The sequence below is a fragment of the Frankia alni ACN14a genome, from assembly GCF_000058485.1.
Taxonomy (GTDB): domain Bacteria; phylum Actinomycetota; class Actinomycetes; order Frankiales; family Frankiaceae; genus Frankia; species Frankia alni.
Genome location: NC_008278.1, coordinates 188,323 through 210,593 on the forward strand (window position 1 = coordinate 188,323; position 22,271 = coordinate 210,593).

Below are 22,271 nucleotides of genomic sequence, written 5' to 3' on the forward strand. Positions count from 1 at the left end.
TGCGGAAAGAGGCTCCTGATGAGCTACCAGCATGTCCGGCTCGAGCGGGTCGGCGCCACGCGTGTCGTCACCATCGACAACCCGCCGGTGAACGCCCTCCATCCCGACGTCGCGGCGGACATCGAGCGAGCGGCGCGCGAGGTCGAGGAGGACACCACAGCCCGGTCGATGATTCTGACCGGGGCGGGACGGTGTTTCGTTGCCGGTGGCGACATCCGGTACTTCACCGAGATCGACCGCCGGGGCGCGGCCGACATGGCACTGCGGGTGCAGCGCATGCAGAACGCCCTGTTCGATCTTCGGGTCCCGGTGATCGCGGCGGTCAACGGGCACGCCCTCGGGGGCGGTCTGGAGCTCCTGCTGTCCTGTGACTTCGCCATTGCCGACGAGCAGGCGAAGATCGGTGTCACCGAGGTGCAACTCGGCCTGATCCCCGGCGCGGGTGGAACGCAGATGCTGTTTTCAGCCCTTCCCGTCGGCACGGCGAAGCGGCTGCTGTTCACCGGCGACCGGTTGACGGCCACCGAGGCTGCGCGGATCGGCCTCGTCGACCAGGTGTGCGACGAAGGGAAGGCCGTCGAGGCCGCGCTCGACGTCGCCGCCCGGATCAACTCCGCGGGGCCGTTGGCCGTCGAAGCGGCGAAGCGGTCGGCCAACTACCGCCTGCGGCATTCGCTCGACGAGGGACATCGACGCGAGGTTGAGATCTTTGCCGCTCTGTTCGAGACCGCCGACCACCGTGAGGGCATCGCCGCCTTCCTCGAGCGCCGCGCTCCCGCGTACGAGCGACGGTGAGGACTGTGGACGGGGACGTCGCCGTCGTCACGGGGGGCGGTGGAGGTCTCGGCGCTGCGGTGTCCCGGCGCCTGGCCGACGACGGCTGGAGCGTGGTGGTCGTCGACATCGTCCCGGAGGGTGCGCGGGCGGTGGCGGAGTCCATCACCTCGGTCGGCGGTCGGGCCGTCGTGGCGGTCGCTGACATCAGCGACCCGGCGCGGGTCGACGAGCTCAGGGACGAGGCTGCGGCGGCGTTCGGCCGACCGGTGGCCGCGCTCGTGAACCTGGCCGGTGCGGTGCGTAACTCGGTCCTGTCCAAGCTGTCCGACGCCGACTTCGAGCTCGTGCTGCGGACGCACCTGTTCGCGACGATGCACACGGTGCGTGCCTTCGGGCCCGGGATGAAGGCCGCGGGCTTCGGCCGGATCGTGAACACGAGCTCGGTGGCAGCGCGTGGGGTCGTCGCCGGGATCAGCTACAGCTCGGCCAAGGGCGGGATCGAAGGCCTGACCCGGTCGGCCGCGGTCGAGCTGGCCCGCCACGGGGTCACGGTCAACTGCATCGAGCCCGGCGTGATCGCCACCGGAATGTTCCTGGGCACGCCGGCGGAGTTCCAGGCGGCCCAGGTGGCCCAGATCCCGGTGGGCCGGGCGGGCCACCCCGAGGAGATCGCGGCGGCCGTCTCCTTCCTGGTCTCGCCCGAGTCGGCCTACATCACAGGGCAGACCCTGACGGTCTGCGGCGGGCTTTCGGTCGGCGCCCTGCGCTGAGCTGGTGCACGGCTCTTGACCCCGGGACCTGCGTTCATCACAATATCGAACGGGCGCTTGATTTTATTTCAGGGAGATGCGAGATGCGACTTGCCGTCGTACACATCAACGCCGAGCGTGGATCCGAGCCGTACACCGAGATGGTCACCGAGGTCTTCAACCGCGTGAAGCGTCCGGAGACCGAGATCGTTCACCGCTGGGCCAGGCTCAGGCGCGCCTCCGACACCGTCTTCGGCTACCCGTACCTGCTGAACGCCGTCGACGTGATCCACAACATCCTGGATGCCGGTCGCAGCGGGGTCGACGGCGCGATGGTCGCGTGCAGCGGGGACCCGGGCATCACCGAGGCGCGCACCCTGGTCGACATCCCGGTCGTCGGCCCCTGGGAGGCGACGCTCCATCTCGCGAGCTCCTACGCCTACCGGTTCGGCGTGGTGACGGTCGAGGACCGCGCCTGGGCGGAGACCTGTCACAGCCTGATCGCCCGCAACGGTCTGCTTGACCGGTGCGTCGGCGTCGAACGGATCGAGACGCCGTCGGCGAAGGCGTTCACCGAAGGCTTCGGCAATCCGGACTTCGTGGTGGAGGACATTCGCCGCCAGGCCGGGAAGCTCGTCGACCGGGGCGCCGGTGCCATCGTCATCGGCTCGGCCGGTCTGAGCACGATGGCGGCGGCCGCGGGTCTGCACAGCATCGACGGCGGAATCCCGGTCTTCGAGACCCTCAGCGTCGGGCTCAAGACACTCGAGCTGCGCGTCGAGCTGACCCAGAAGGGCGGCCTTCCCCCGACCAGTCGCACGGGCTACACCCAGCGGCTCGCCGAGGCCGACACCGATCGCGTCCGCGCCCTGTTCGGGCTCTGAGCGCGGGTTCAACCAGAGGAGAAGAAGATGGTGAACGCTTCCGTTGCCCACTCGCTGCTGACCGAGGAGGAGCGCGAGTTCCAGACGGTGGTGCGCCGATTCATGGACACGCACGTCCGGCCGATCGTGCCCGACATGGAACGCGCGGGACGGCCGCCGGCCGAGCTGCTCAAGCTGATGGGGGACCAGGGGCTGCTCGGCTGCTTCGCTCCGGAGGAGTACGGCGGTGGCGGCGGAAGCCTGATGACCCGGGCCATCGTGGCCGAGGAGACGGCGCGGGTGGATGCCGGCCTCGATGCCACGCTCTTCGTGAACATGAGCCTGATCGCGCGCCACCTGATCAAACGAGGCACCGAGGGACAGAAGCGCAAGTACCTCGTGCCGCTCATCGCGGGAACGTCGTCGGCGTCCATCTGCCTGACCGAGCCGCACGGCGGTTCGGACGCGCTCAGTCCCAGGACGACAGCCCGGCTCGACGGGGACGAGTGGGTCATCGACGGCTCCAAGACTTTCATCACCAACGCTCCGATCGCGGACGTCTTCCTGGTGTTCGCCCGGACCAGCGGCGAGAACCGCCGAGCCCGGGGTGGCACCGCGTTCTTTGTCGAGAAGGACACCCCTGGCCTGTCGGTGGGCCAGCCCTTCGACAAGCTTTCGCTGCGGAGTTCGCCGACCGCCGAGGTCTTTCTGGACAACGTGCGGGTCTCGTGGGACCAGGTACTCGGCGAGGTCGACATGGGCTTCTACTACATGCTCGAGGGCCTCGACCTGGAGCGGGTGTTCGAGGGGGCGTCCAACACCGGCATAGCCCAGGCCTGCCTGGAGCTGGCGGTGGAGTACTCCGGCCAGCGGACGGTGTTCGGCGAACAGCTCTCGTCCTACCAGCTCACCCAGGACAAGATCGCCCGGATCGCGACCGGTGTGGAGATGTCCCGCGTGATGTTCTATCACCTCATCCGCGAGCTGGAGCGGGGCGAGGAGCTCACCAGATCCTCGGCGATCCTCAAGCTCTACAGCTCGCAGGTGGCGGTCGAGGCTTCGCGGGAGGTGGTCCAGATCCTCGGCGGCTACGGCCTGATGGAGGAGTACCCCGCCGCGCGGCTCTACCGCGACGCCAAGCACCACGAGATCGGCGCGGGCACCAGCGAGATCATGAAGGTGATCATCGCCCGCGAGACCTACAAGGCCGCTGGCGCGGGACGATGAGCATCGAAACCAACCGCTACCTCACCGAGGACGCGCTCGAGCTCCGTTCCGTCGTGCGCCGGTTCGTGTCCGAGAAGATGTCGCGTTCCGACGCCGCGGGGTGGGACAAGGCGGCGCATTTCCCGCGCCCCGTCCTCGACGAGTTGGCCGAGCTGGGCGTGATGGGCCTGGCCATCCCGGAGGAGCACGGCGGTGTCGGTCGCGACATCCACGCGACGCTGATGGTGATCGAGGAGCTGTCGAAGCGGAGCATGGCCGTGGCCATCCCGTACATCATGGCCGCCTGCTACGCCGGGATGACGGTCGTCGACTGCGCCTCGAAGGAACAGAAGGCGCAGTGGCTGCCGGAGATCGCGGCCGGGCGCATGCTGTTCGCCTACGGCTGGACGGAGCCGGATGTCGGGGCCGACCTGGCGAGTGTGAGAACCACGGTGCGGCGCGACGGTGACGAGCTGGTCATCAACGGTGCCAAACGCTTCTGCACCGGCGCCGGCCTCAGCGACTACATCTACACGCTGGCCAACTCCGACCCCGGCGGAGCGAGGTACCGCAACCTGAGCCTGGTCCTCGTCCCGCCCGACGCCGAGGGCGTGACCATCACGCCGATCGACGCGATGGGCATCAAGGGCAGCCAGACGACCGATGTCGTCTTCGACGACGTGCGAGTGCCGGCCGACCTGCTGATGGGGGGTGAGGACGGGTGGAACCGCGGTTGGTCGATGATCACTGGGACCGGTCTCGACGTCGAGAAGCTCGAGGTCGCGGCCATGGCGCTGGGCCTGGGGATCGCCGCGTACGAGGACGCGCTGGCCTACGCCGAGCAACGCGAGCAGTTCGGTGTGCCGATCCTGAAGCACCAGTCGGTCGCGCACACCTTGGCGAACATGCGGGTCCAGCTCTACGCGTCGCGCCTGGTTCTCGACGATGCGGCCGAGTTGGCCGACCGGAACGACGTGTGTGGCGTGCAGACGTCCATGGCGAAGCTCTTCGTCACCGAGACCTGCCGGCAGGTCGTGCTCGACGCCCAGACGATCCTCGGCGCGTACGGGTATGTCGCCGACTTCGATGTGGAGCGCTACGTCCGCGATGCCCTCCTGATGCCGATCATCGGTGGCTCGTCGGCGATCCAGCGCAACAACATCCACAACTGGTCGCGCCGGCGCTGATGGCCGTCCGTCCGTGACCGGACCCTGGAGGAACATCGTGCGTAGGGCGGGTGCGGCTGACCTGGCACCTCGAATACCGATCTATCGGTCGCACGCTCGAATCCTTGTTGACCAACTTCCCGCATCGCTCTAGTCTCGAGCGCTCACCAGATTCAGCGGCGTCAGGTCGGAGCTGTCATGACATGTTCTCCCGTTCCCGCCGACCTCACCCGCTTCGTGGGCCGGGAGCAGGAGTGCGTCCAGATCGCGGAGCTCCTGTCCTGCTCGCGACTGATGACCCTGACCGGACCCGGCGGGGTGGGAAAAACCCGATTAGCCAAAGAGGTGCTGCGCCGGCAGGCGGGCGACCTGGTGGACTCCGTCGTCTTCGTCGAGCTCGCCGAGGTCGCCCACGGCGACCAGGTCACGGCGGCGATCGCCGCGGCGCTGGGCCTGGCGCTGGACAGCGGCGGCGAATCGCTGCCGAGCCTGGGCCGGGCCCTCCAGGAGCGCGACATCCTGCTGGTACTCGACAACTGCGAGCACCTCCTCGCCGCGTGCGGGCGGCTGATGGGCGCCCTGCTGCCCGCAGCGCCCGGGGTCAGGGTTCTCGCGACGAGTCGTGAGCCACTCGGCATCTTCGGCGAGCGCACCTGGCGGGTTCCCCCGCTGAGCCTGCCGGCGCCGTCGTCGAACTCCGCTGCCGACAGCGATGCCGTGAAGCTCTTCCTGGACCGAGCGCTGTCGGTCGCACCGGACTTCGTGGTCACCGCCGACCGGCTCCGGATGGTGGGTGAGCTCTGCCGCCGCCTCGACGGCATCCCTCTCGCCATCGAGCTGGCCGCGGTCCGCACGCGCTCCTTCGATCTTCCGCAGATGCTGTCGGATGACGTGCCGATCTTCCGCGTGCTCGACCGGGGGAACGAGGCTGGCCCACTCCGCCACCACACCCTGCGCAAGGCGATCGAGTGGAGCCACGATCTCTGCACGCCCCAGGAGCAGGCCTTGTGGAGCCGGCTGGCGATCTTCAGCGGGTCCTTCAGCCTCGCCGCCGCCCGGGAGGTGTGTGCCGGTGACGGCCTGACCGGGGACGAGATTGTTCCACTGATCGGGAATCTGGTGGAGAAGTCGGTCGTAACCTGCAACGTGATCGAAGCCGCCCCACGCTACCGGCTTCTGGAAAGCCTGCGCGTCTTCGGGCTCGAGCGTTGTGAACAGGTGGAGACGTGGCGTCGTCGGCACCGCGACCACTATCTCGGTCTGGCGCTGGAAAGTACGCACACCTCGACCGGGGACGAGCAGCTCGTCACGGTCCGGCGGCTTCAGGGTGAGCTTCCCAACATCCGCTCCGCCGTCGGCTACTCCCTCTCGCGGAGCTCGGAGCGGCTGATCGGCCTCGAGATGACGGGTGCGCTCTGGTTTTACTGGAATGCCTGTGGCCACCTGCGTGACGGCTGTCGTTGGTTACAACGCGCGCTCGCGGAGAATCCCGAGTCGACGCCGGCGCGCGCAAAGGCCCTGTGGGTGCTCGGGTGGTACGAGATGGTCCAGGGAGACAAGGCCAACGCTCGGCTTCACCTGGAGGCGGCCCGGGACATGGGTCGGGCGATCGGTGACGCCTCGGCGGCCGCGACCGCCATGCAGTTCCTCGGCACGCTCGAAGAGCTGGACGGGAACTCCGAGGGCGCCCTGCTGCTGCTCGAGGACGCCCAGCGCCGCCACCGGAAGGCCGGAGAGGACGGGGCGCTGAGTATCCTCTGCGGCGCCCAGCTCGCAATGCTCCACACTCTCGCCGGCCGGATCGATGAAGGGCGGCGACAGTGCGACGTGGCGGTGGCCCAGGCGGAAGCCCACGATGAGCGGTGGGCGGCCTCCTGGGCGCACTGGAACCGCGGACTGGTCCACCACTTCGCCGGAGAGCCGGCACGTTCCGTCGAGTCACTGCGTATTGCCCTCACCGCCAAGGCATCCCTGCGTGACTGGCTGGGCGCTTCAGCCTGCGTCGAGGTCATGGTGTGGGACGCGGTCGACCTGGGACGGCTGGAGTACGCCGCCCGGCTGCTCGGGATTGGTCGCATGCTGTGCCGGGCCATGGGCGGGCGACAGCCCCTGTTCGGATCAGCGTTCTTGACGGCGCGACGGGCGGAGTACGTGGAAGGCATCCGTCATGCGACGGGAGTCGAGAACTTTCAGCGTGAGTTCGCCGCGGGGCTCGCCCTGGACATCGAGGAAGCCATCGACTTCGTCCTGGACATGTCGTCGGTCCGGGCCAGTCTCACCGTCCCGCCGGACCGCTCGCACGGCGACGCGCTGACCGCTCGCGAGCGGGAGATCAGCCGCTTGATTTACCAGGGGCTGAGCAACGCCGACATCGCCGGGTCGCTCACCATTTCGCGACGCACCGTCGAGGGCCACGTGAACCGAATCCTGGCCAAGCTGAACTTCCGCTCCCGCTCCCAGGTCGCCGTGTGGATGGCACGCCGAGAGCCGGTCGAGTCCGGGCGTTAGAAGCCTGCGACCGTTCACCACCTCGAGTCGACGGGATTGCGGCGGAATACCCGGCGAGGGACGGGATCCCGCGCGTCACCGCGCGGAATACCCGTCGATCCCCGCCTCACCCCGGCGAGATGTCCACCGGCGGTCTAGTGCTCGTGCGCGATGATGCCGCGGATGTTCTTGTGCGCCATCAGGTCGTCGTAGCCCTCGTTGACCTGCTCCAAGGTGTAGATGCTCGTGATGAGCTCATCCAGCTTGACGTGGCCGGTGCGGTAGAGGGAAAGCAGCTTCGGAATGTCGTACAGGGGGTTGCACCCACCGTAGAGGGAGCCCTGTATCCGCTTGCCCCAGAGTGCCAGCTGAACCCCGGAGAGCTTGATCGTCTCGCCCTCGTACTGACCCATCGACGTGATGACGATGGTTCCGCCCTTGGAAGTCGCCTCGGTGGCCTGCGACACGACCTCGGCGGTCAGCTCGTCGACCGTGATGATGGTGCTGTCGGCGCCGACCCCGCGCGTGAGCTGCGTGACCAGCTCGAGTGCCTCATCCGCCGTGGCGGCGGTGTGCGTCGCCCCGAAGCGCTTCGCGCTCTCCCGTCTGTCCGGCGCGGGATCGACGGCGATCAGGTGCTGCGCGCCGGCGTAGGCCGCACCCTGGACCGCGTTGGTGCCGATGCCGCCGATGCCGTAGATGACCACGGTGTCACCGGGCCGGACCTCGGCCGAGTTGACCGCGGAACCCCAGCCGGTGGGCACCCCGCAGCCGACGAGGGCCGCCTTGTCCAGCGGGAGGTCGTCGTCGATCTTGACGATCGAGTTCTGGTGCACGGTCGCGTACTGACTGAAGGTGCCCAGCGTCATCATCGAGCCGTACTCGCCGCTGTTGCCCCTGAAGGGGAAGCGGCCACCCGGGAGAAAGCCTTCCAGGCCGTTCGCGCCGAGGTCGCACAGTCGGGAGTTGCCGGTCGCACACCAGCGGCACCGGCCGCACACAGGGTAGAACGAAGCGACGAAGTGGTCGCCGGGATGGAAACCGGTGACGTTGGACCCGGCCTCGAGGATCTCGCCGGCTCCCTCATGGCCGAAGACCATCGGGGCCCGGAAGGGCAGGTGGCCCTTCACCATGTGGAGATCGGAATGGCAGAGGCCGGAGTAGTCGTAGCGGACGAGCACCTCCTCGGCCCCCGGCTTGACGATCTCGAGCTCCTCGATCTCGAACGGCTTGCCCGCCTCGTAGAGGACTGCGGCCTTGGTCTTCACGTCAGTGGTCCCTCTCCTGCTTCAGGTGGATGGCTACGCGTGTCGACGCATCAGTCGCCCCACGCGGGGGCGGGGGTGGACAGTGCGAGGCCGTAGGCCCGCTTCTGAATGTCCGGCTCCATGCTGATCTGGATGGACTTGGCCTCCGTGTAGGCGTCGAGGGCGTTCACGCCGAGTTCGCGACCCACCCCGCTCTGCTTGAACCCACCGAACGGGTAGTTCTCGTTGGCCATGTGGAAATCGTTGATCCAGACTGACCCGGCCTCCAGCCGTCGGGCCACGTCCAGTGCGGCGTCCACGTTGCTGCTCCAGACGCCGGCGGCCAGGCCGAAGTCGCTGTCGTTGGCGATCTCGATGGCCTCGTCCACCGTGTCGTAACGCAGGACGCACAGGACGGGGCCGAAGATCTCCTCCCGAGCGACCCTCATGTCGTTCGTGACGTCGGTGAGGACGGTCGGCTCGACCCAGTACCCCTTGTCGGTGCCCGCGGGCACGCGCCCGCCGCACGCGACGGTGGCCCCCTCCACGCGGGCCAGCTCGACGTACCTGAGGACCCGGTCCCGCTGCGCCGCGCTGATCAGCGGGCCGAGGTTGGAGGTGGGGTCCAGCGGGTCGCCGATCCTGACTGTGGCCAGCCGGTCGACCAGCCGTTCGACGAACCGGTCGTGGACCGAACTCGGCAGCAGCAGGCGGGTCCCGGACTCGCAGGCCTGTCCGGCGTGCATGAGGAAGCCCCAGATCGCGCCGTCGACCGCCATTTGCATGTCGGCGTCCGCCAGCACGATGTTCGGGCCCTTGCCGCCCAGCTCGAGCGTGACTCGCTTGAGGTTGCTCCGGCCCGCGGCCTCGGCCACCTTCCGGCCGACCTCGGACGAGCCGGTGAAGCCGATCTTGTTGACATCGGGATGGGCGGCGAGGTGGGCGCCGACGACCTCGCCGTCCCCGGTGACGACGTTGAACACGCCGTCCGGCAGACCGGCGGCCTGCAGCTCCCGCGCCAGTTCGAGGGCGCCGATCGGGGTCTTCTCGTCGGTCTTGAGAACCACGGAGTTGCCCGCCGCGAGGGCGGGGCCGATCTTCCAGACCGCGAGGGCCAGCGGGAAGTTCCAGGGCACGATCGCCGCGCAGACGCCGATCGGCTCCCTGCGGATGACGCCCCCGTGCGCGATGCCGCCGACGACCGGCCCGGGAGCCTCGAACTGGTACCGGCGGGCCAGCTCGGCGAAGTACCGGAGATTGGACACCGGCGTGATCGCATTCAGGCCCATGGAGAGGTACAGCGGCGCGCCGCCCTCGCGCGTCGCCGTCGCCGCCAGCTCCTCGGAACGAGCCTCGAGAGCGTCGGCCACGGCTTCCAGAACCGCCGCGCGGCGCACCGGCGGAAGACTGCGCCAGATGCCTTGGTCGAACGCACGGCGGGCCGCCGCGACGGCGGCGTCCGCCTGGTCAATGCCACCTTTGGCCGCCGTGGCGACCGTCTCCTCCGTTGCGGGATTGACGATGACGTACTGTTCCGAGGTGTCGACCCATTCTCCGTCGATGAACAGCCGATAATGTGGGACCGAGACCTCGCTGGACGTGAGAGCGGGGCTTTCGATGGTGGAAGTCATAGCCTGTCCTTGCCGAGAGGGGCCCTTGCCGAGAGGAAGGACGGTTGCTCGCGAGGGAGCCGTCAGCTGGCGGGAGTGAACTCCACGATTAGAGATTCGGGACCGCGGGTGAACAGGCCCGCGTCGGTGGGTTCGATGCCGTCCGCGAAGCGGATGTCCGGCATCGCGGCGAGGATCTGGTTGATGGCCGTTTCGGCCTCGCGCTTGGCCAGCAGGGAGCCGACGCAGAAGTGGCGGCCGAGTGCGAAGGCGATGTGGTCGGCCGAACCGGCGAAGGCCTGCCTGATGTTGATGTCCGTGCGGAAGATGTTGTATGTGTCAGGGTCATCGAACCGACGCTCGTCCCGGTTGGCCGCGCCGTTGACACAGCCGACGACGCTCCCCACCGGGATCACGGTTCCCGCCACCTCGACGTCGTCGGTCGTCGTGCGGAGGATGATCTGCACGGGTGGGTGGTAGCGAAGCGTCTCCACCAGCGCGCGGGTCGCGAGTGAGGGGTCCTGGCGGACGGCCTCAAGCTGCTCAGGGTGCATGATCAGATATTTGAGCGTGCTCGCGATCGACTTGTCGGTGGTCTCGCCACCCGCGATCAGCAGCAGGCCGATCAGGGCCTTGATCTGCTCGTCGGAGAACTGCTCGTCGTTGATTTCGGCCTGGGTGAGGCGCGAGATCAGGTCGGTACCGGGATTCCGCCGACGCTCGGCGATGATCGGCAGAATGTAGGCCGGATACTCCTGCTGGGTGCGCATTCCCCAGGCATGGATCTCCGGGTCGTTCGTGAGATTCGCGAGGAACGCCATCAGCGAGGAGTACCACTCGTGAAACTTCGGCAGATCTTCACGGGGCAGGTCGAGCATCTTGACGATCACGTTGATCGGGAACCATTTGGTGAAATCCTCCGCCAGGTCGACGCGACCGGCGGTCCGGAACTTGTCGATCATCTCGGTCGCCAGTTCGTCGACCTGGGGAAGCAGCTCCTCAAGGTAGTTGCCGCGCAGGGCCGGCGTGATGAGCTGCCGGTTGATGGCGTGTTCGCGTCCACCCATCTGGATGACGGTCTTGCCAATGACGGGCTCCATCTGGAACGCGTAGTTCTCGTTCGAGAAGCCGACCGAGTCCTTGTAGATCCGGGCCACGTCCTCGTACCGACTGACGAAGTAGTAGCCGCTGACCTCGTGGTGCAGCACCGGATAGAAGTCACGCATGATCTTGTAATAGGTGTGCGGGTCGCGAGCGAACTCCGCGGAGAGGACGTCGGGCTTCTCCGGGACGGTGGTGGGGGTGGTGGTCACCGTTCTCCCAACTCTCGGTGGTCGGCTGGCGGGGCCGGTCGATGTGACGAGCGTCTCCCTCTGGACGCCCGTCGTCTTGCGCGAAAACACCTGATCTGACACCTGACCCGGCACCTACTCGTCGACGGACGTGCGTGAAGAGTCACAGCGTGTGACGAGGTGCGACTGCGCATATCGGTGCAAAGCCGGCTGGAGGTAAGCGCTGGTCGGGCGGGCGGTGCGACAGCGGCTCGCCCCCGAACACGTGAGCAACCGGGTGTTTTCACCTGAGACACAGGTCACCAGGCGATGGGACAGTCCTCGACGTCACGAGGGTGCCTCGCACCGGCCTGACCGCCCTCACCGGCCTGACCGCCCTCACCGTTCTGACACCAGACACCAGACACCAGCGCCGCTGAAGCGGCCGGCGGCTGCCCACATTCACTTTGGGCTATCGGAGGACAGCAGTGCGTACGAGAAAGAGGATCGGCCTTAGCCTGGCGGCGGCAGCAGTGCTTGTGGGCGTCGCCGCGTGTGGCTCGAGCGGTTCGTCGGACACCGCCGGCGCGTCTGGCGCCGCCGAACCGCGGAGCACGGCCAGCTCGTCGTCGGAGGCGGCAGAATACCTGGCCAAGGTCGTCGCTGCCCCGCCGGGGATCGGCTACTCGACGCCGATCACCAAAAAGGCTCCTCCCGGGCTGAGAGTGGTCGTCCTGGAGGCCAATGTGCCCATCGCTCGCCGTATCGACGAGGAACGCGCGGCCGCCGCGGAGGCGTTGGGCTGGAAGTATTCAAAGATCGTCATTGGTACTGGCGCGGAGGACGCCGCCAAGGCGATGTCGCAGGCTCTCGATCAGAAGCCGGACTTCATCTTCGAGGCCGGCTACAACATGTCGGCGTTCGGCGACCAGGTGGCCCGCGCGCAGAGCCAGGGCGTGAAGATCATCGCACAGTGCATCACCGACAAGCCGTCCGGCCCGCTCATCGCCGTCGACTGCGACCTGCACTCGACCGACCTGATGGCGAAGGCCACAGCCGCCTATATCGCGGCTCACGGCAACGGCGAGGACGTCATCCAGCTCCTTTCGTCGACGGCGTTCCCCATCGACGACTACTACGGGAAGTCGCTGGCCAACCAGCTCAAGCCGTGGTGCCCCAAGTGCGAGGTCAAGACGGTGTCGTTCCAGCTTTCCGACCTCGGGACGAAGCTGCCCGGCATGGTCGTCAGCGCGCTGCAGCGCGATCCCGACACCACCTACATCGTCTCGTCCTTCGGTGACGCCCTGACCGGGGTCGAGCCGGCGCTGGCGGCGGCTGGGCTGACCGGCAAGGTCAAGATCGGCGGCTACCTGCCCGGCGTCGACCAGTACCAGGCACTGCGCGACAAGAAGCAGGTCTTCTGGGCCCAGGATCAGGCGCCGATCGCTGGTTGGCGAGAGATGGACATCGCGGTCCGGGCCGCTGTCGGCGATCCCATCAGCACGGTGACGAACACCGCCCCGGTGTCCCAGGTGCTCACGTCGGACAACATCGGCAGCGCGTCCTTCGACACCTCGGGTTTCTGGCTCGGCGTGCGCGACTTCGCCGACACCTACAAGAAGCTCTGGCTGCTGTCCTAGCAGTCTCGCCCACTGGGTCGCTTACGATTGAGGATTCTGGATGAGTAACTCGTCGTCACCAGCCCTGCGGGTGGTGAACCTTGCGAAGACCTTCGGCGGGGCCCGGGCGTTGAAGGACATCAGCCTGGAGATCGCACCAGGCGAGATCCACGGGCTCGTCGGCGAGAACGGGTCAGGGAAATCCACCTTTGTGAAGATCCTTTCGGGCTACCACAGCCCGGAGCCGGGCGGTGTGATTGAAGTCGGTGGGAACGAGCTTTCCTTCGGTAAACCCGCCGATTCGCACGCCGCCGGGCTCCGGTTCGTGCACCAGGATCTTGGGCTTATCGACGACCTCAACTGCGCCGAGAATCTGGCCCTCGGCCGGGGATTTGACACCGCGTTCGGCCGACGTATCCGGTGGCGCTCCGAGCATGAGGCGGCGCGCAGGGCGCTGGCCGCGCTCGGTTACGAGATCGACGTCCGCCGGCCGATCGGCCGCCTGTCGGTCAGCGAGCGAACCGCCATCGCTGTCGCCCGGGCGGTGTCCGACCACGGCGGGCGGACATACGTCATCGTCCTGGACGAGCCGACCGTCAATCTGCCCAAAGCGGAGATCCAGCGGCTCTTTCGGCTGCTCCGACTCATCCGCGACCGGGGCGTAGCGCTGATATTCATCTCCCATCATCTCGAGGAGATCTTCGAGCTCGCCGACCGTGTGACCGTCCTACGCGACGGCGAGGTAGTCGTGAGCCGTTCGGTGACCGAACTCAACCATGACTCCCTCATCGAGCTGATGCTCGGCCGTGCGCTACGCGCCGTGCGGAGTGACGCGCGGGCTGCCGCCGGTGCACCGGTGCTGACCGCGAGTGGCGTGTGCGGTCAGGTCGTTCAGGACGTCGACCTGACTGTCCACGCCGGCGAGGTGGTCGGCGTGGCGGGCATCACCGGATCGGGCCGCGACGAGCTGGCTCGGCTCATCGCTGGCAGCGCGCCTTTCACTGGACGCGTCGCCATTGACGGTGAGCCGCTGCGGTCCAACCGCCCGGACCTGTTCATCAGAGCCGGCGTGGTGGGCGTCCCGGCAGAACGTACGGTGAACGCCGCGCTCCCCGACCATTCAGTCCGTGAGAATCTGACGATCTCCCACCTTGCGCCGTACTCCAGTTTCGGATTGCTGCGGCGCTCTGCCGAGCGCACCGACGTGCGCACCCTGCTGGAGAAGTTCGACATCCGCCCCGCGCGTCCGGAGCAGCCGATCGACTCGCTGTCCGGCGGTAACCAGCAAAAGGTCATGATCGCCCGAGCGATGCGGCTGGGACCGAAAGTGCTCGTCCTCGACGAACCGACGCAGGGCGTCGATGTCGGAGCGCAGGCAGAACTGCACAGACTCGTCCGCGCGTCCGTCGAGAACGGTCTGGGTGTGCTCGCCTGCAGCTCCAGCAGCGAAGAACTCTCAGAGATCGCCGACCGGGTGCTGATAATGCGCAGCGGCCGCGTCGTCGATGAGCTCACGGCGCCGCTTGTCGCCGACGATATCAGCGCCGCGACTCTCGCTAAGCAGAAGGAGACAACGTGAGCACCACCGACACCGCGGCAACTTCGGAAGCGACGCGAGTAACCGGCCGCGACTCGGCTGGCCCCACGAAGCGCTCAGGCCGGATCATTCCGCGGCTGGGCCTCGATCGGTTCAGCGGCCTGTACGTGCTGGCCGCCTTGATCATCGCCTACGGCATCTGGCTGCCCGACACGTTCCTGACGAGCCAGACGGCGCGCAGCGTCGCGGACGGCCAGGCGATAGCCGCCATCGTCGCCCTCGCGTTGGTGGTGCCGCTCGCCGCCGGAGTCTTCGATCTTTCCGTCGCTGCGACTCTAGGGTTCAGCGTCTGCCTGGTGGCGTGGCTGCAGGGTCATCATGTCAATGCCATTCTTAGCGTGCTGACTGCTGTTGCTGCTGGCATCGTCATTGGTGCTGTCAACAGCCTCGTCATCATTGTACTTCGGGTCAATTCTTTCATCGGGACCCTGGGGATGGGCAGCCTGCTGGCTGCCGGCTCCTACTGGATCACGGATGGCCAGACGCTGATCAAGGGTTTCTCGCCCGATCTACTCAAGGCCGGGCGCGCGCAACCAGCGGGCATTCCGGTGACGGTGTGGTACCTGGTTGGTATCGCCCTGGTCCTGTGGTTTGTCCTCGAGTACACGCCGGTGGGCCGGTATTTCTACGCGGTGGGCGCGAACCCGCAGGCCTCTCGGCTGGCCGGCCTCCGAGTGGACCGCCTGGTGGCCCGCTCGCTGATCCTCGCGGGGTTCCTGTCCGCCCTGGGAGGCGCGATTCTCGCCGCCAAACTGGGGCTCGGCAGTCCCGACGTGGGGCCGCCCTACCTGCTGCCCGCCTTCTCGGCCGCGTTCCTCGGCGCGACGCAGATCAAGTCAGGACGGGTCAATGTTCTCGGCACTCTTGTCGCCGTCTACCTGCTAGGTGTGGGCGTGAAAGGCCTCCAGCTCGCCGGCGCACCGTCGTACGTCGGTGACCTGTTCAACGGGGCTGCGCTCATCATCGCCGTCGCGCTCGCCGCCCGGACGAGCCGGAAGTGATTTGGCCGCTGGACCGACCACAGCCAGGGAAGGTGCTGCTTGGCCTGTATCTCCAGTACCCGGTGTTCGGTGTCGTGCAATGTCTTCGCCGGTTGAAAAATAACTGGGGGGCGAGGCGGCAGGCGATCTTTCGGCCGGCACGGCTTCATCCGACCAGAATCAGCTTGACTCCGACCGCATCATAGGTTCCACGCGCGCGTGCATCCCTTGTCGCGAGGGCCAGGCCATGCGCTTTGGCGGCGAGCGCCACCAGCCCGTCATACACGGCGCCCCCGGCGATGCCGAGTTGGCTCAGGGTCGTGTGGATTTCCTGGGCGGGCGGGCCGCTCAGCGCCAGCGGCGCCGTGAACCTCGCGTCGAGCAGGCGTGCGGCGTCCGGCCCGGACAGCCGGGCGTCGCCCGGCAACCTGGTGAGTACCGAGTAGGTCTCCGCCAGGGCGTGCCCACTCAGCGTGAGCTGCTGTCCGTCCCACCATCGCGCTACGTCCGTGTGATGTTGATGTGAGCGGACAAGCAGAGGAATGGCGACGCTTGTGTCGACGGCAATGGTCACTTGCGTCCCGCGTCGATGAGGCCGAACAGTACATCGTCATCGACAGGCGTGTCGCCGGCCGACACGAGCACGCCGTTCTCCTCGACGAGGCGCGCGGTCCTGCCGGCTGGCACGACCTGCACACCAGCCCCGTAAGGCGAGATGTCCACCTTCGTGCCCGGGAGTAGGCCCAGCGCGTCGCGGATGAACTTGGGCAGCACGATTCGGCCCGCCTGATCCACAACAGCTTCCATGGGAGGACGATACCATTCCGATCCCAGCTGCGCCGCTGCCACTTCGATGCTCATCGGAGACCCGCACGGCCGTGGTCAGCTGCCAGGCGTCGGCGGGTCTCTGGGGTGGGGCTGTCTGCTTCGCCCTGGCTGCTTCCGTACCGGTTGCCACACAGGGGCGGAACGATGGCGCGGCGCTGGCCCTCTGGGGAGCGAGGGATGTGTGGCAGTGCAGGTGGCAACGCTGGCCACCAGAGGGGTACTCCAACGGCCGGATATGGACGCCAGGGCACGTGTGCGGACGTTCCTGGACGGTAGGGACCGGCCTGAAAAGCGGAAGGTCGGCGGTTCGACCCCGCCCCTGCCCACGCGCTGGCTTTCGCTGCTCGCCGCCCTTTGGGCGGCTTCGCCGGGGCCGTTATGCTGGCCGGGGGGCCTAGCCCCCCGAACCCCCCGAGGGCGTGCTCCAATCCCGGCGGGGATGGTTCCCGCGAGGTTGTGGATGTCGCAGGCTGGCCTTCCTGATGTGGGTGGAAGGCGTCGAGCACCAGTCTCGCCACCCAGCGGCTCGTCGATATGGCGAGGATTTTCTCGTAGCTACGAACCATGTGCCTGCTCACCGGACTGTGGAGCAACGCTGGCCGTGATTCGAGGCCGGGGCGGGGAATGTCCATCATGGCGACGCAGTTCCGCGCAGCGCAGAGTCCGGGTCCAGGTCGGACGATGAACGCCGCCGTGTGGGTCTACGGTGACCGGCATGGTCTTGTCGTCCTTGTCCAGCTTTGAGGTTGCCGGCCGGCCGGTCGTCGTGGCCACGGGCCCGAAGACGCAGACCATCAACGTGTGCAGGCCGGCGAAAAGGCGGTGGGCCCGTGGCTCACAGGGGTGATTCCGATGGTGGAGCGGGCGATCGATGAGCTGGTCGACGACTTTGTCGCGCATCCATTCCGGCATCGGGTCGAGCATTCCCTGCTCCTTCAGCTGTTTCGCGCGCTCGTCGCGCATATCGAGCTTGATGCCCCCGTTCGGATCGGTGTGTCGAGCTTCAGGACTGGTCTGGTCCACAAGGAGTGGCCCATGCCGGTGGTCGACGGTGATCGTCGCGGGCTGTTCGCCGATGTCTCGACGGCTGTCGGTGGACTGCTCGCCATGTTCTCCGTCGTCGTCCCGTCGGCGAAGGCGATGCGTCGGCATCGGCGACGGCGGGCGCCGACGGCCGCCGGCCGCATCGGGGGCGCCTGGAGGGAGCCCGTCGACCGGCTGATTGAGACCAGCGTGAGCGCCCCGTCCGCGCTTACCCGCTGCGAGCTCGCCGACGCGGCGCGGGCAGCCCATTCGCGCGCCCGGCTGTCTACAAGGGCGCGGCGTTGCTTGGGCTGGTGTCGGTCCTCATGGCCGATGTGGACAGGTGTCGCCCACTGAGAGCGTCGCGAGTACGGATCGCTGGTCCCTCGTCGAGGGCCCGGTGCTGCCGCCCGAAGGCGGTGTCTGGCCGTCGGCTCCGTCGCCGTTGCGATCCTGGCCGCACGAGGACGCCCGGACAAACAGCCCACGCGGGAGGCCACAGGCCCTGCATCTGGCGGCGTACAGTCGGCGCCATGAAGCGGATGGTCCAGATCCCGTACGAGCTGGAGCAGACCGAAGACGGCACCTGGGCGGCCCATGCGTCGTTCCCCAGCGGTGGGGCGCATGGGCTCGGCGACACTCCCGAAGACGCCGTGGCCGATCTCTATGAGGCTGTCAGCCTGGTCATCGAGGAGTTCGGTGTTCCACCGGTCCTGACGATCGTGCAGGACGTCGCCTGATGCCGCCCCTTCCTGTGCTGTCTGGCGGGGAGGTGGTCAAGGTCCTTGAGAAGCTCGACTTCGAGGTGGTCCGCATCAAGGGAAGTCATCACATGATGAGGAACGCCGAAGGTCGCTTCACGGTCGTACCTGTTCATCCGGGCCGTGACATCCGGTCGGGACACTGCGTCGGATCATTCGTGACACGGGCCTGTCGATAGCGGAGTTCGTCGCCACGCTTTGACCCACGGCCCGTTGGTGTTCCGACGGTCAGCGCGAGTGGGGGATCGGGACAGCGGGGCGACTGCAGTAGCCGGAGCAGTTGATATTGGATGATGCCGGCTGTCATCCGCGGGTCGTCGTCGAATGCGGAGAGGTCGCTGCCATGAGGGAACGTCTGGCCGGTTGGCAGCCACCGGAAGGTGATGACCAGCAGATCTCCCGTCGTGCTGGCCTCCAGTAGGTCGACGTCCGCCCATGGGGTCGGCGGCGCAACCGGCGGATTCCCGGTCAGCGGGGCGCAGGCCTGCCATCCGGACGCCTGATCCGGGCGTGGCGGGCTGTCTGCGGCCGGCTCTCGATCCCGATCATTGTGGGAGGAGTTCCGGCAGTAGGCGGTGAAGGCGTCCCGGAGCCGCCCGGCTGATGCCCGGCCCAGACCCGGCAGCGGCCGGTTGACTCGAGAGGGCGCGCTTCGCGCCAGCGCGCCGACCGCCGGCGCCCGCCGCCGACCCGGCGCGGCGCCGACCTAAAGCGGAGTATCCATGGACGGTTCGGAACCGGTGCACATCCTGATCACGCAGTGCCTGCAGAACGATTTCTTCTTCAACCTCAACTGCCGGCTGCACTTACCGGAGGATGCGGCGGCCAAGCTGCTGATCCACCCGGACAGTCGCAGCGGCTTCGGCCTGCGGCGCGGCCGGCGCGTACTGGACGCGCGCACGCAGCGGTCGGGCCCCCTCGGGCGGATGCTGTCGGCGACCGTGGGCGCGCGGCTGGGCGGCGGCGGCCGGGGAGTGCTGCACCTGGTCAACGTCCGGGACTGGCACGTGCCGAGCGACGACTACGATCGTGAACGGAGTGAGTACGGCACCCACTGCGAGGCCGGGACCTGGGGCGCGGACTATCCCGACGCGCTTGTCGGCCTGCTCGACCCGACCGGGACGCGCCCGCGGGCCGGCGGGCCAGGAACGGCTCCGTTCGACCCGACCGGCCGCCGCCGCGGCTCGGTCATCGTCCATCACGTCCATTCCAACACCCTGTTCGACCTCCGCGAGGATGCCTCCGGCCTGGACCGGTCGGAACTGGGAGAGGTACTCGGCGCGATACTTCCGCCGAGCGGGCACCAGGACGTCCGCATCGCCGTCGTCGGGCTCTACACCGACATCAAGGTGCAGCTCCTCCTGCAGAGCCTGCGGACTTCGTTCGGCGGGGCGCGCCAGGTCGTCGTCTCCGACTCGCTCACCGCCGGCGTCAGCCTGGAACGGCACCTGGCCGCCCTGGACTTCGCGCGCAAGGTCCTGCGGGTCGAGGTCATGCAGGGCGTGTCCGACCTGGCGCGCCTGCTCGGCACCGACCCCGGTCAGGACGAGGAGCTGGAGTCGGCCGCCGGTGCGGTCGCCTTCGCCGACTACGCCGAGTACTTCCAGGCGAAGCAGCGGATCGTCTCCTCAGAGGACGCGCAGTCGCGGAGCTACCGGCAGCAGATCATCGGACGGCTGGACGCGACGGTGCGCCTGGTCACCCTCACCAACGTCTTCCTCATCGTCTGCGGCGCGCTGACCCTCGGCGCCGCGGTGGTCCTGGCGGTGCTGGCCGCCGCGGCGCCGGGCACGATACCGGTGGCCCTGCCGGCGCTGGTGCTGGGCCTGTCCGCAGTGCAGGTGGTCTCGGTGTTCTTCCACCGTCCCGCGCAGAGCCTGATCCAGCTCCTCGGGAGAGAGGCGATCGTCCGGATGTCGCTGGAGAGCCGCAGCCTCCGGCTGGCCCTTGCCCGGTATCACCTGACGACGCCGGACGCGCTGCACCCGGACGAGGGCTCAGGACTGCGGGCCGAACTGCTCCAGCGGCAGATGGACATCCTCGCCCAGATGGACCGGGCGGACATCGAAGCGATCGAGAAGCTGGGCGGCCCCGTTTCGCCCCCTGATGCGCCGCCCGTCGAGTGAGCCGGCTAACCGGCCGCCGTTTCGTCGCCGGGCGGGATGTGCGCCAGTATCGCCGCGCCGATCTCCGGGTTCCGTGCCACGAAGTGAATGTGCCACGAGGCGTCCCGCGCGAGCTCCACCTCCAGGCTCCCCCATATCCAGGTGAGGCTGGTCATCGGGTCGAGGCCACCCCGGCCCGCGCCGAGCAGCGGGAGGGCGATCGAGGTGAGCGGCGGGTTCAGGGCCCGGTTCTCGGTCCGGGCCAGCCGGAAGATGTTGGCGACCGCGAGCCCGACGGCGGCCGGGTCGGTGTCGTACTCGTTGGTCCCGGCCCGAGGGCAGGCCACCGCCGCGTGGTAAACCCGCCGGACACCCTGGTGGCGCAGCTCGCCGCCGCTGGTGGCGAGGACGGTGCCCGGTTCCACCGCCAGCCCGGGCGCGCACTGGGCGGCCAGTTCGCGCGGCACGACGTCGTCGGCCACCTCGCCGGCCGGGCCGCGCACGGCGGCGCGGCGCCGGATCGCGGCCGAGACCGACGACTTGAACATCGTCGCGGTCGCGAAATAGACATTCTCCGGCGAGACGAGAATGTCCACGCCGCTGATCAGCTCAATCGACCGGTGGTGGACCGAGATGGGCACCGAGCGGCCGCCGAAGACGACATCCAGAGTTCGGGAGCTGGTGAGGCGATGGGCGTCCGGCGGCCGTTGTCGCGGGGACTCCGGCCGGTCGCCGGCGACCGCCGCCCGGCATATCACGTGAATCGCGTCGGCGACCTCGTCGACGATGATGCGCTCGTAGTGCTTGCGGAACCGGTCCGTGCCCACCCGATAGATCTCGGCGCTCTTGCGCCGCCGGTCGTAGGCCGCCCAGTCGCGGGTGCCCGGCACGAGGCCGAAGGTATAGCGCGCTGCGTCCCGCAGACGGCCCGGCTCGAGCCCGTCGACCGCTCGGCGCAGCAGCGTCTCGATGGTGACGGGATCGGCTTCGGCCTCCTCGACCAGCCCGACGGCTTTCTCCAGCGCAGCCAGCGGGACCCGGCGTGCCGCGGCCAGCCCGATCTCCCGCAGGGCACGAAGGTCCGTCACGAGGTCGTCGAAGGTCACGGTCATCGGCTACCGGCTCCGTTCCGTTGCGTTCCGGTGAGCGTGGGCGTTCACCGGTCACGCTGCCGTCCCTTGCGGGTCGGCGCTCCCGGTCTGACCGGCCGTGGCCGTGCCGGGTTCCCGCTCCCGGGCAACCTGCCGATCAAGGTCGGGTTTCTGGTCCGCGGACGAGACACGGGCGTACGCCACAGACTCTCCGGCGGCGGGGGTCCGGTCGACATCCCCGACGATGATCAGCTCGCCGATCGTGCGGGCCGGGACGGGCAGCTTCCCGGCGTTGAACCAGCGGTGGGCCGTCACCTAGGCAATGACCTGCGACCCGGCCCACTCCTTGAGCTTCACAGGAACATCCTAGAACGCGCCCAGCGGGGTAGTACCGCTTCTTTCAGCATCCGAGGTGGACGTAGCCGGCCCAGCGCGGGATGCGCGAGCCGGGCGTCCGACAACGCGGCCAGGTAGCGACCTGCCTGGGCCGCGTGTGACGGCCGGGGCACCCGCGGTCTGGTCCCGGCCGCGGTGTCGGCGTCAGGGAGATCGTCGCGATCAGCACCCCCGACGTTGACCGACCGCGACGATCCGGGCCCTCACGCCATCGGCGGGAAGCATTGTCACTCAACCGCCGGCGGCCGGTCGGCGGCCGGGTGGGATCAGGGCGGAAGTTGGGTTTCCCGGATGTCTCCAGAGATCTCCGGAGACTATGGCGGTGGCACTGGCCGGGGCGACGTTCACAGCGCCCGACGAACTGAGTTTCCCGTACCCGGATGTCGTGGCTCTCGGGGCACCGGAAGGGGGTCTCGTGCCCGGAAATAGGTGGCCGAGAAACGAGGACGGACGGGCACCACGGCGCAAGGCGGCGCGTTGACGTGCCCAGGAGCG

General features: G+C 68.1%; 19 protein-coding genes and 1 pseudogene. 13 read left to right on the plus strand and 7 right to left on the minus strand.

Going from position 1 to position 22,271, the window contains the following annotated elements; all coding sequences use genetic code 11:
• Nucleotides 1-18 precede the first annotated feature (18 nt).
• The 6 genes from FRAAL_RS00885 (at nucleotide 19) to FRAAL_RS00910 (ending at nucleotide 7,269) form a co-directional block, all read left to right on the plus strand.
• On the plus strand, nucleotides 19-795 hold the full coding sequence (locus FRAAL_RS00885) for an enoyl-CoA hydratase/isomerase family protein (RefSeq protein WP_011601452.1): 777 nt from the start codon (nucleotides 19-21) through the stop codon (nucleotides 793-795).
• Nucleotides 792-1,547: an SDR family NAD(P)-dependent oxidoreductase gene (locus FRAAL_RS00890; protein ID WP_197537236.1), complete on the plus strand. Its 756-nt coding sequence runs from the start codon at nucleotides 792-794 to the stop codon at nucleotides 1,545-1,547. The genes FRAAL_RS00885 and FRAAL_RS00890 overlap by 4 nt, the downstream gene beginning before the upstream one ends.
• A gap of 83 nt (nucleotides 1,548-1,630) precedes the next feature.
• Nucleotides 1,631-2,410 (plus strand): aspartate/glutamate racemase family protein, encoded by a 780-nt coding sequence (locus tag FRAAL_RS00895; protein WP_011601454.1) that lies wholly within the window; start codon nucleotides 1,631-1,633, stop codon nucleotides 2,408-2,410.
• A 27-nt stretch (nucleotides 2,411-2,437) separates the two neighbouring features.
• Nucleotides 2,438-3,616 (plus strand): acyl-CoA dehydrogenase family protein, encoded by a 1,179-nt coding sequence (locus FRAAL_RS00900; RefSeq protein ID WP_011601455.1) that lies wholly within the window; start codon nucleotides 2,438-2,440, stop codon nucleotides 3,614-3,616.
• On the plus strand, nucleotides 3,613-4,782 hold the full coding sequence (locus tag FRAAL_RS00905) for an acyl-CoA dehydrogenase family protein (RefSeq protein WP_011601456.1): 1,170 nt from the start codon (nucleotides 3,613-3,615) through the stop codon (nucleotides 4,780-4,782). Before FRAAL_RS00900 ends, FRAAL_RS00905 begins: the two co-directional genes overlap by 4 nt.
• 177 nt (nucleotides 4,783-4,959) lie before the next feature.
• Nucleotides 4,960-7,269 carry an ATP-binding protein gene (locus FRAAL_RS00910; protein ID WP_011601457.1) on the plus strand — a complete coding sequence of 770 codons (2,310 nt, stop codon included), beginning with the start codon at nucleotides 4,960-4,962 and terminating at the stop codon, nucleotides 7,267-7,269.
• Between the two features lie 134 nt (nucleotides 7,270-7,403).
• Here FRAAL_RS00910 and FRAAL_RS00915 read toward each other — a convergent pair whose 3' ends face one another.
• The 3 genes from FRAAL_RS00915 to FRAAL_RS00925 form a co-directional block, all read right to left on the minus strand.
• Nucleotides 7,404-8,516, minus strand: coding sequence for a Zn-dependent alcohol dehydrogenase (locus FRAAL_RS00915; RefSeq protein WP_011601458.1), 1,113 nt, complete (start codon nucleotides 8,514-8,516; stop codon nucleotides 7,404-7,406).
• Between the two features lie 50 nt (nucleotides 8,517-8,566).
• On the minus strand, nucleotides 8,567-10,126 hold the full coding sequence (locus FRAAL_RS00920) for an aldehyde dehydrogenase family protein (protein ID WP_011601459.1): 1,560 nt from the start codon (nucleotides 10,124-10,126) through the stop codon (nucleotides 8,567-8,569).
• Nucleotides 10,127-10,188: 62 nt separating this feature from the next.
• Nucleotides 10,189-11,418: a cytochrome P450 gene (locus FRAAL_RS00925; RefSeq protein WP_011601460.1), complete on the minus strand. Its 1,230-nt coding sequence runs from the start codon at nucleotides 11,416-11,418 to the stop codon at nucleotides 10,189-10,191.
• 425 nt (nucleotides 11,419-11,843) lie between these two features.
• On the opposite strand from FRAAL_RS00925, the gene FRAAL_RS00930 reads away from it, so the two are divergent.
• Genes FRAAL_RS00930 through FRAAL_RS00940 form a run of 3 tightly spaced genes read left to right on the plus strand, consistent with a single transcriptional unit; the run spans nucleotide 11,844 to nucleotide 15,593 of the window.
• Complete coding sequence (locus tag FRAAL_RS00930) at nucleotides 11,844-13,016, plus strand: substrate-binding domain-containing protein (RefSeq protein ID WP_157891943.1); 1,173 nt, start codon at nucleotides 11,844-11,846, stop codon at nucleotides 13,014-13,016.
• Between the two features lie 40 nt (nucleotides 13,017-13,056).
• Nucleotides 13,057-14,574 carry a sugar ABC transporter ATP-binding protein gene (locus FRAAL_RS00935; protein WP_011601463.1) on the plus strand — a complete coding sequence of 506 codons (1,518 nt, stop codon included), beginning with the start codon at nucleotides 13,057-13,059 and terminating at the stop codon, nucleotides 14,572-14,574.
• Nucleotides 14,571-15,593, plus strand: a complete 1,023-nt coding sequence (locus FRAAL_RS00940; protein ID WP_011601464.1) for an ABC transporter permease — start codon at nucleotides 14,571-14,573, stop codon at nucleotides 15,591-15,593. The genes FRAAL_RS00935 and FRAAL_RS00940 overlap by 4 nt, the downstream gene beginning before the upstream one ends.
• A 145-nt stretch (nucleotides 15,594-15,738) precedes the next feature.
• Here the strand turns inward: FRAAL_RS00940 and FRAAL_RS00945 are convergent, their stop codons facing one another.
• Both FRAAL_RS00945 and FRAAL_RS00950 read right to left on the minus strand, forming a co-directional pair.
• Entirely contained in the window at nucleotides 15,739-16,146 is a 408-nt protein-coding gene (locus tag FRAAL_RS00945) for a type II toxin-antitoxin system VapC family toxin (protein ID WP_011601465.1), read from the minus strand.
• Nucleotides 16,143-16,433, minus strand: coding sequence for an AbrB/MazE/SpoVT family DNA-binding domain-containing protein (locus FRAAL_RS00950; protein WP_231861446.1), 291 nt, complete (start codon nucleotides 16,431-16,433; stop codon nucleotides 16,143-16,145). Before FRAAL_RS00950 ends, FRAAL_RS00945 begins: the two co-directional genes overlap by 4 nt.
• Before the next feature lie 768 nt (nucleotides 16,434-17,201).
• Between FRAAL_RS00950 and FRAAL_RS00955 the strand changes: the two genes are divergently transcribed.
• The 4 genes from FRAAL_RS00955 (at nucleotide 17,202) to FRAAL_RS00965 (ending at nucleotide 20,310) form a co-directional block, all read left to right on the plus strand.
• Nucleotides 17,202-17,780 (plus strand): hypothetical protein, encoded by a 579-nt coding sequence (locus tag FRAAL_RS00955; RefSeq protein ID WP_011601469.1) that lies wholly within the window; start codon nucleotides 17,202-17,204, stop codon nucleotides 17,778-17,780.
• A gap of 176 nt (nucleotides 17,781-17,956) precedes the next feature.
• Nucleotides 17,957-18,163, plus strand: a complete 207-nt coding sequence (locus tag FRAAL_RS00960; protein ID WP_041938635.1) for a type II toxin-antitoxin system HicB family antitoxin — start codon at nucleotides 17,957-17,959, stop codon at nucleotides 18,161-18,163.
• Nucleotides 18,163-18,363, plus strand: a complete 201-nt coding sequence (locus FRAAL_RS31110; RefSeq protein ID WP_011601471.1) for a type II toxin-antitoxin system HicA family toxin — start codon at nucleotides 18,163-18,165, stop codon at nucleotides 18,361-18,363. The genes FRAAL_RS00960 and FRAAL_RS31110 overlap by 1 nt, the downstream gene beginning before the upstream one ends.
• A gap of 543 nt (nucleotides 18,364-18,906) precedes the next feature.
• Nucleotides 18,907-20,310, plus strand: coding sequence for a hypothetical protein (locus FRAAL_RS00965; protein WP_011601473.1), 1,404 nt, complete (start codon nucleotides 18,907-18,909; stop codon nucleotides 20,308-20,310).
• A gap of 5 nt (nucleotides 20,311-20,315) precedes the next feature.
• Here FRAAL_RS00965 and FRAAL_RS00970 read toward each other — a convergent pair whose 3' ends face one another.
• Together FRAAL_RS00970 and FRAAL_RS00975 are read right to left on the minus strand one after the other, a co-directional pair.
• Entirely contained in the window at nucleotides 20,316-21,401 is a 1,086-nt protein-coding gene (locus tag FRAAL_RS00970) for a macro domain-containing protein (RefSeq protein WP_011601474.1), read from the minus strand.
• A 120-nt stretch (nucleotides 21,402-21,521) separates the two neighbouring features.
• Nucleotides 21,522-21,695 (minus strand): annotated as a pseudogene (locus FRAAL_RS00975) (IS607 family transposase); the annotation flags it as partial.
• Between the last annotated feature and the right edge of the window lie 576 nt (nucleotides 21,696-22,271).

What these genes read in the sequence shown, in the direction of transcription:
- FRAAL_RS00920 (WP_011601459.1), bottom strand. Translation starts at nt 10,126, where the DNA reads ATGACTTCCACCATCGAAAGCCCCGCTCTCACGTCCAGCGAGGTCTCG.
- FRAAL_RS31110 (WP_011601471.1), top strand. Translation starts at nt 18,163, where the DNA reads ATGCCGCCCCTTCCTGTGCTGTCTGGCGGGGAGGTGGTCAAGGTCCTT.
- FRAAL_RS00900 (WP_011601455.1), top strand. Translation starts at nt 2,438, where the DNA reads ATGGTGAACGCTTCCGTTGCCCACTCGCTGCTGACCGAGGAGGAGCGC.
- FRAAL_RS00950 (WP_231861446.1), bottom strand. Translation starts at nt 16,433, where the DNA reads ATGAGCATCGAAGTGGCAGCGGCGCAGCTGGGATCGGAATGGTATCGT.
- FRAAL_RS00970 (WP_011601474.1), bottom strand. Translation starts at nt 21,401, where the DNA reads ATGACCGTGACCTTCGACGACCTCGTGACGGACCTTCGTGCCCTGCGG.
- FRAAL_RS00885 (WP_011601452.1), top strand. Translation starts at nt 19, where the DNA reads ATGAGCTACCAGCATGTCCGGCTCGAGCGGGTCGGCGCCACGCGTGTC.
- FRAAL_RS00935 (WP_011601463.1), top strand. Translation starts at nt 13,057, where the DNA reads ATGAGTAACTCGTCGTCACCAGCCCTGCGGGTGGTGAACCTTGCGAAG.
- FRAAL_RS00905 (WP_011601456.1), top strand. Translation starts at nt 3,613, where the DNA reads ATGAGCATCGAAACCAACCGCTACCTCACCGAGGACGCGCTCGAGCTC.
- FRAAL_RS00895 (WP_011601454.1), top strand. Translation starts at nt 1,631, where the DNA reads ATGCGACTTGCCGTCGTACACATCAACGCCGAGCGTGGATCCGAGCCG.
- FRAAL_RS00960 (WP_041938635.1), top strand. Translation starts at nt 17,957, where the DNA reads ATGAAGCGGATGGTCCAGATCCCGTACGAGCTGGAGCAGACCGAAGAC.
- FRAAL_RS00965 (WP_011601473.1), top strand. Translation starts at nt 18,907, where the DNA reads ATGGACGGTTCGGAACCGGTGCACATCCTGATCACGCAGTGCCTGCAG.
- FRAAL_RS00910 (WP_011601457.1), top strand. Translation starts at nt 4,960, where the DNA reads ATGACATGTTCTCCCGTTCCCGCCGACCTCACCCGCTTCGTGGGCCGG.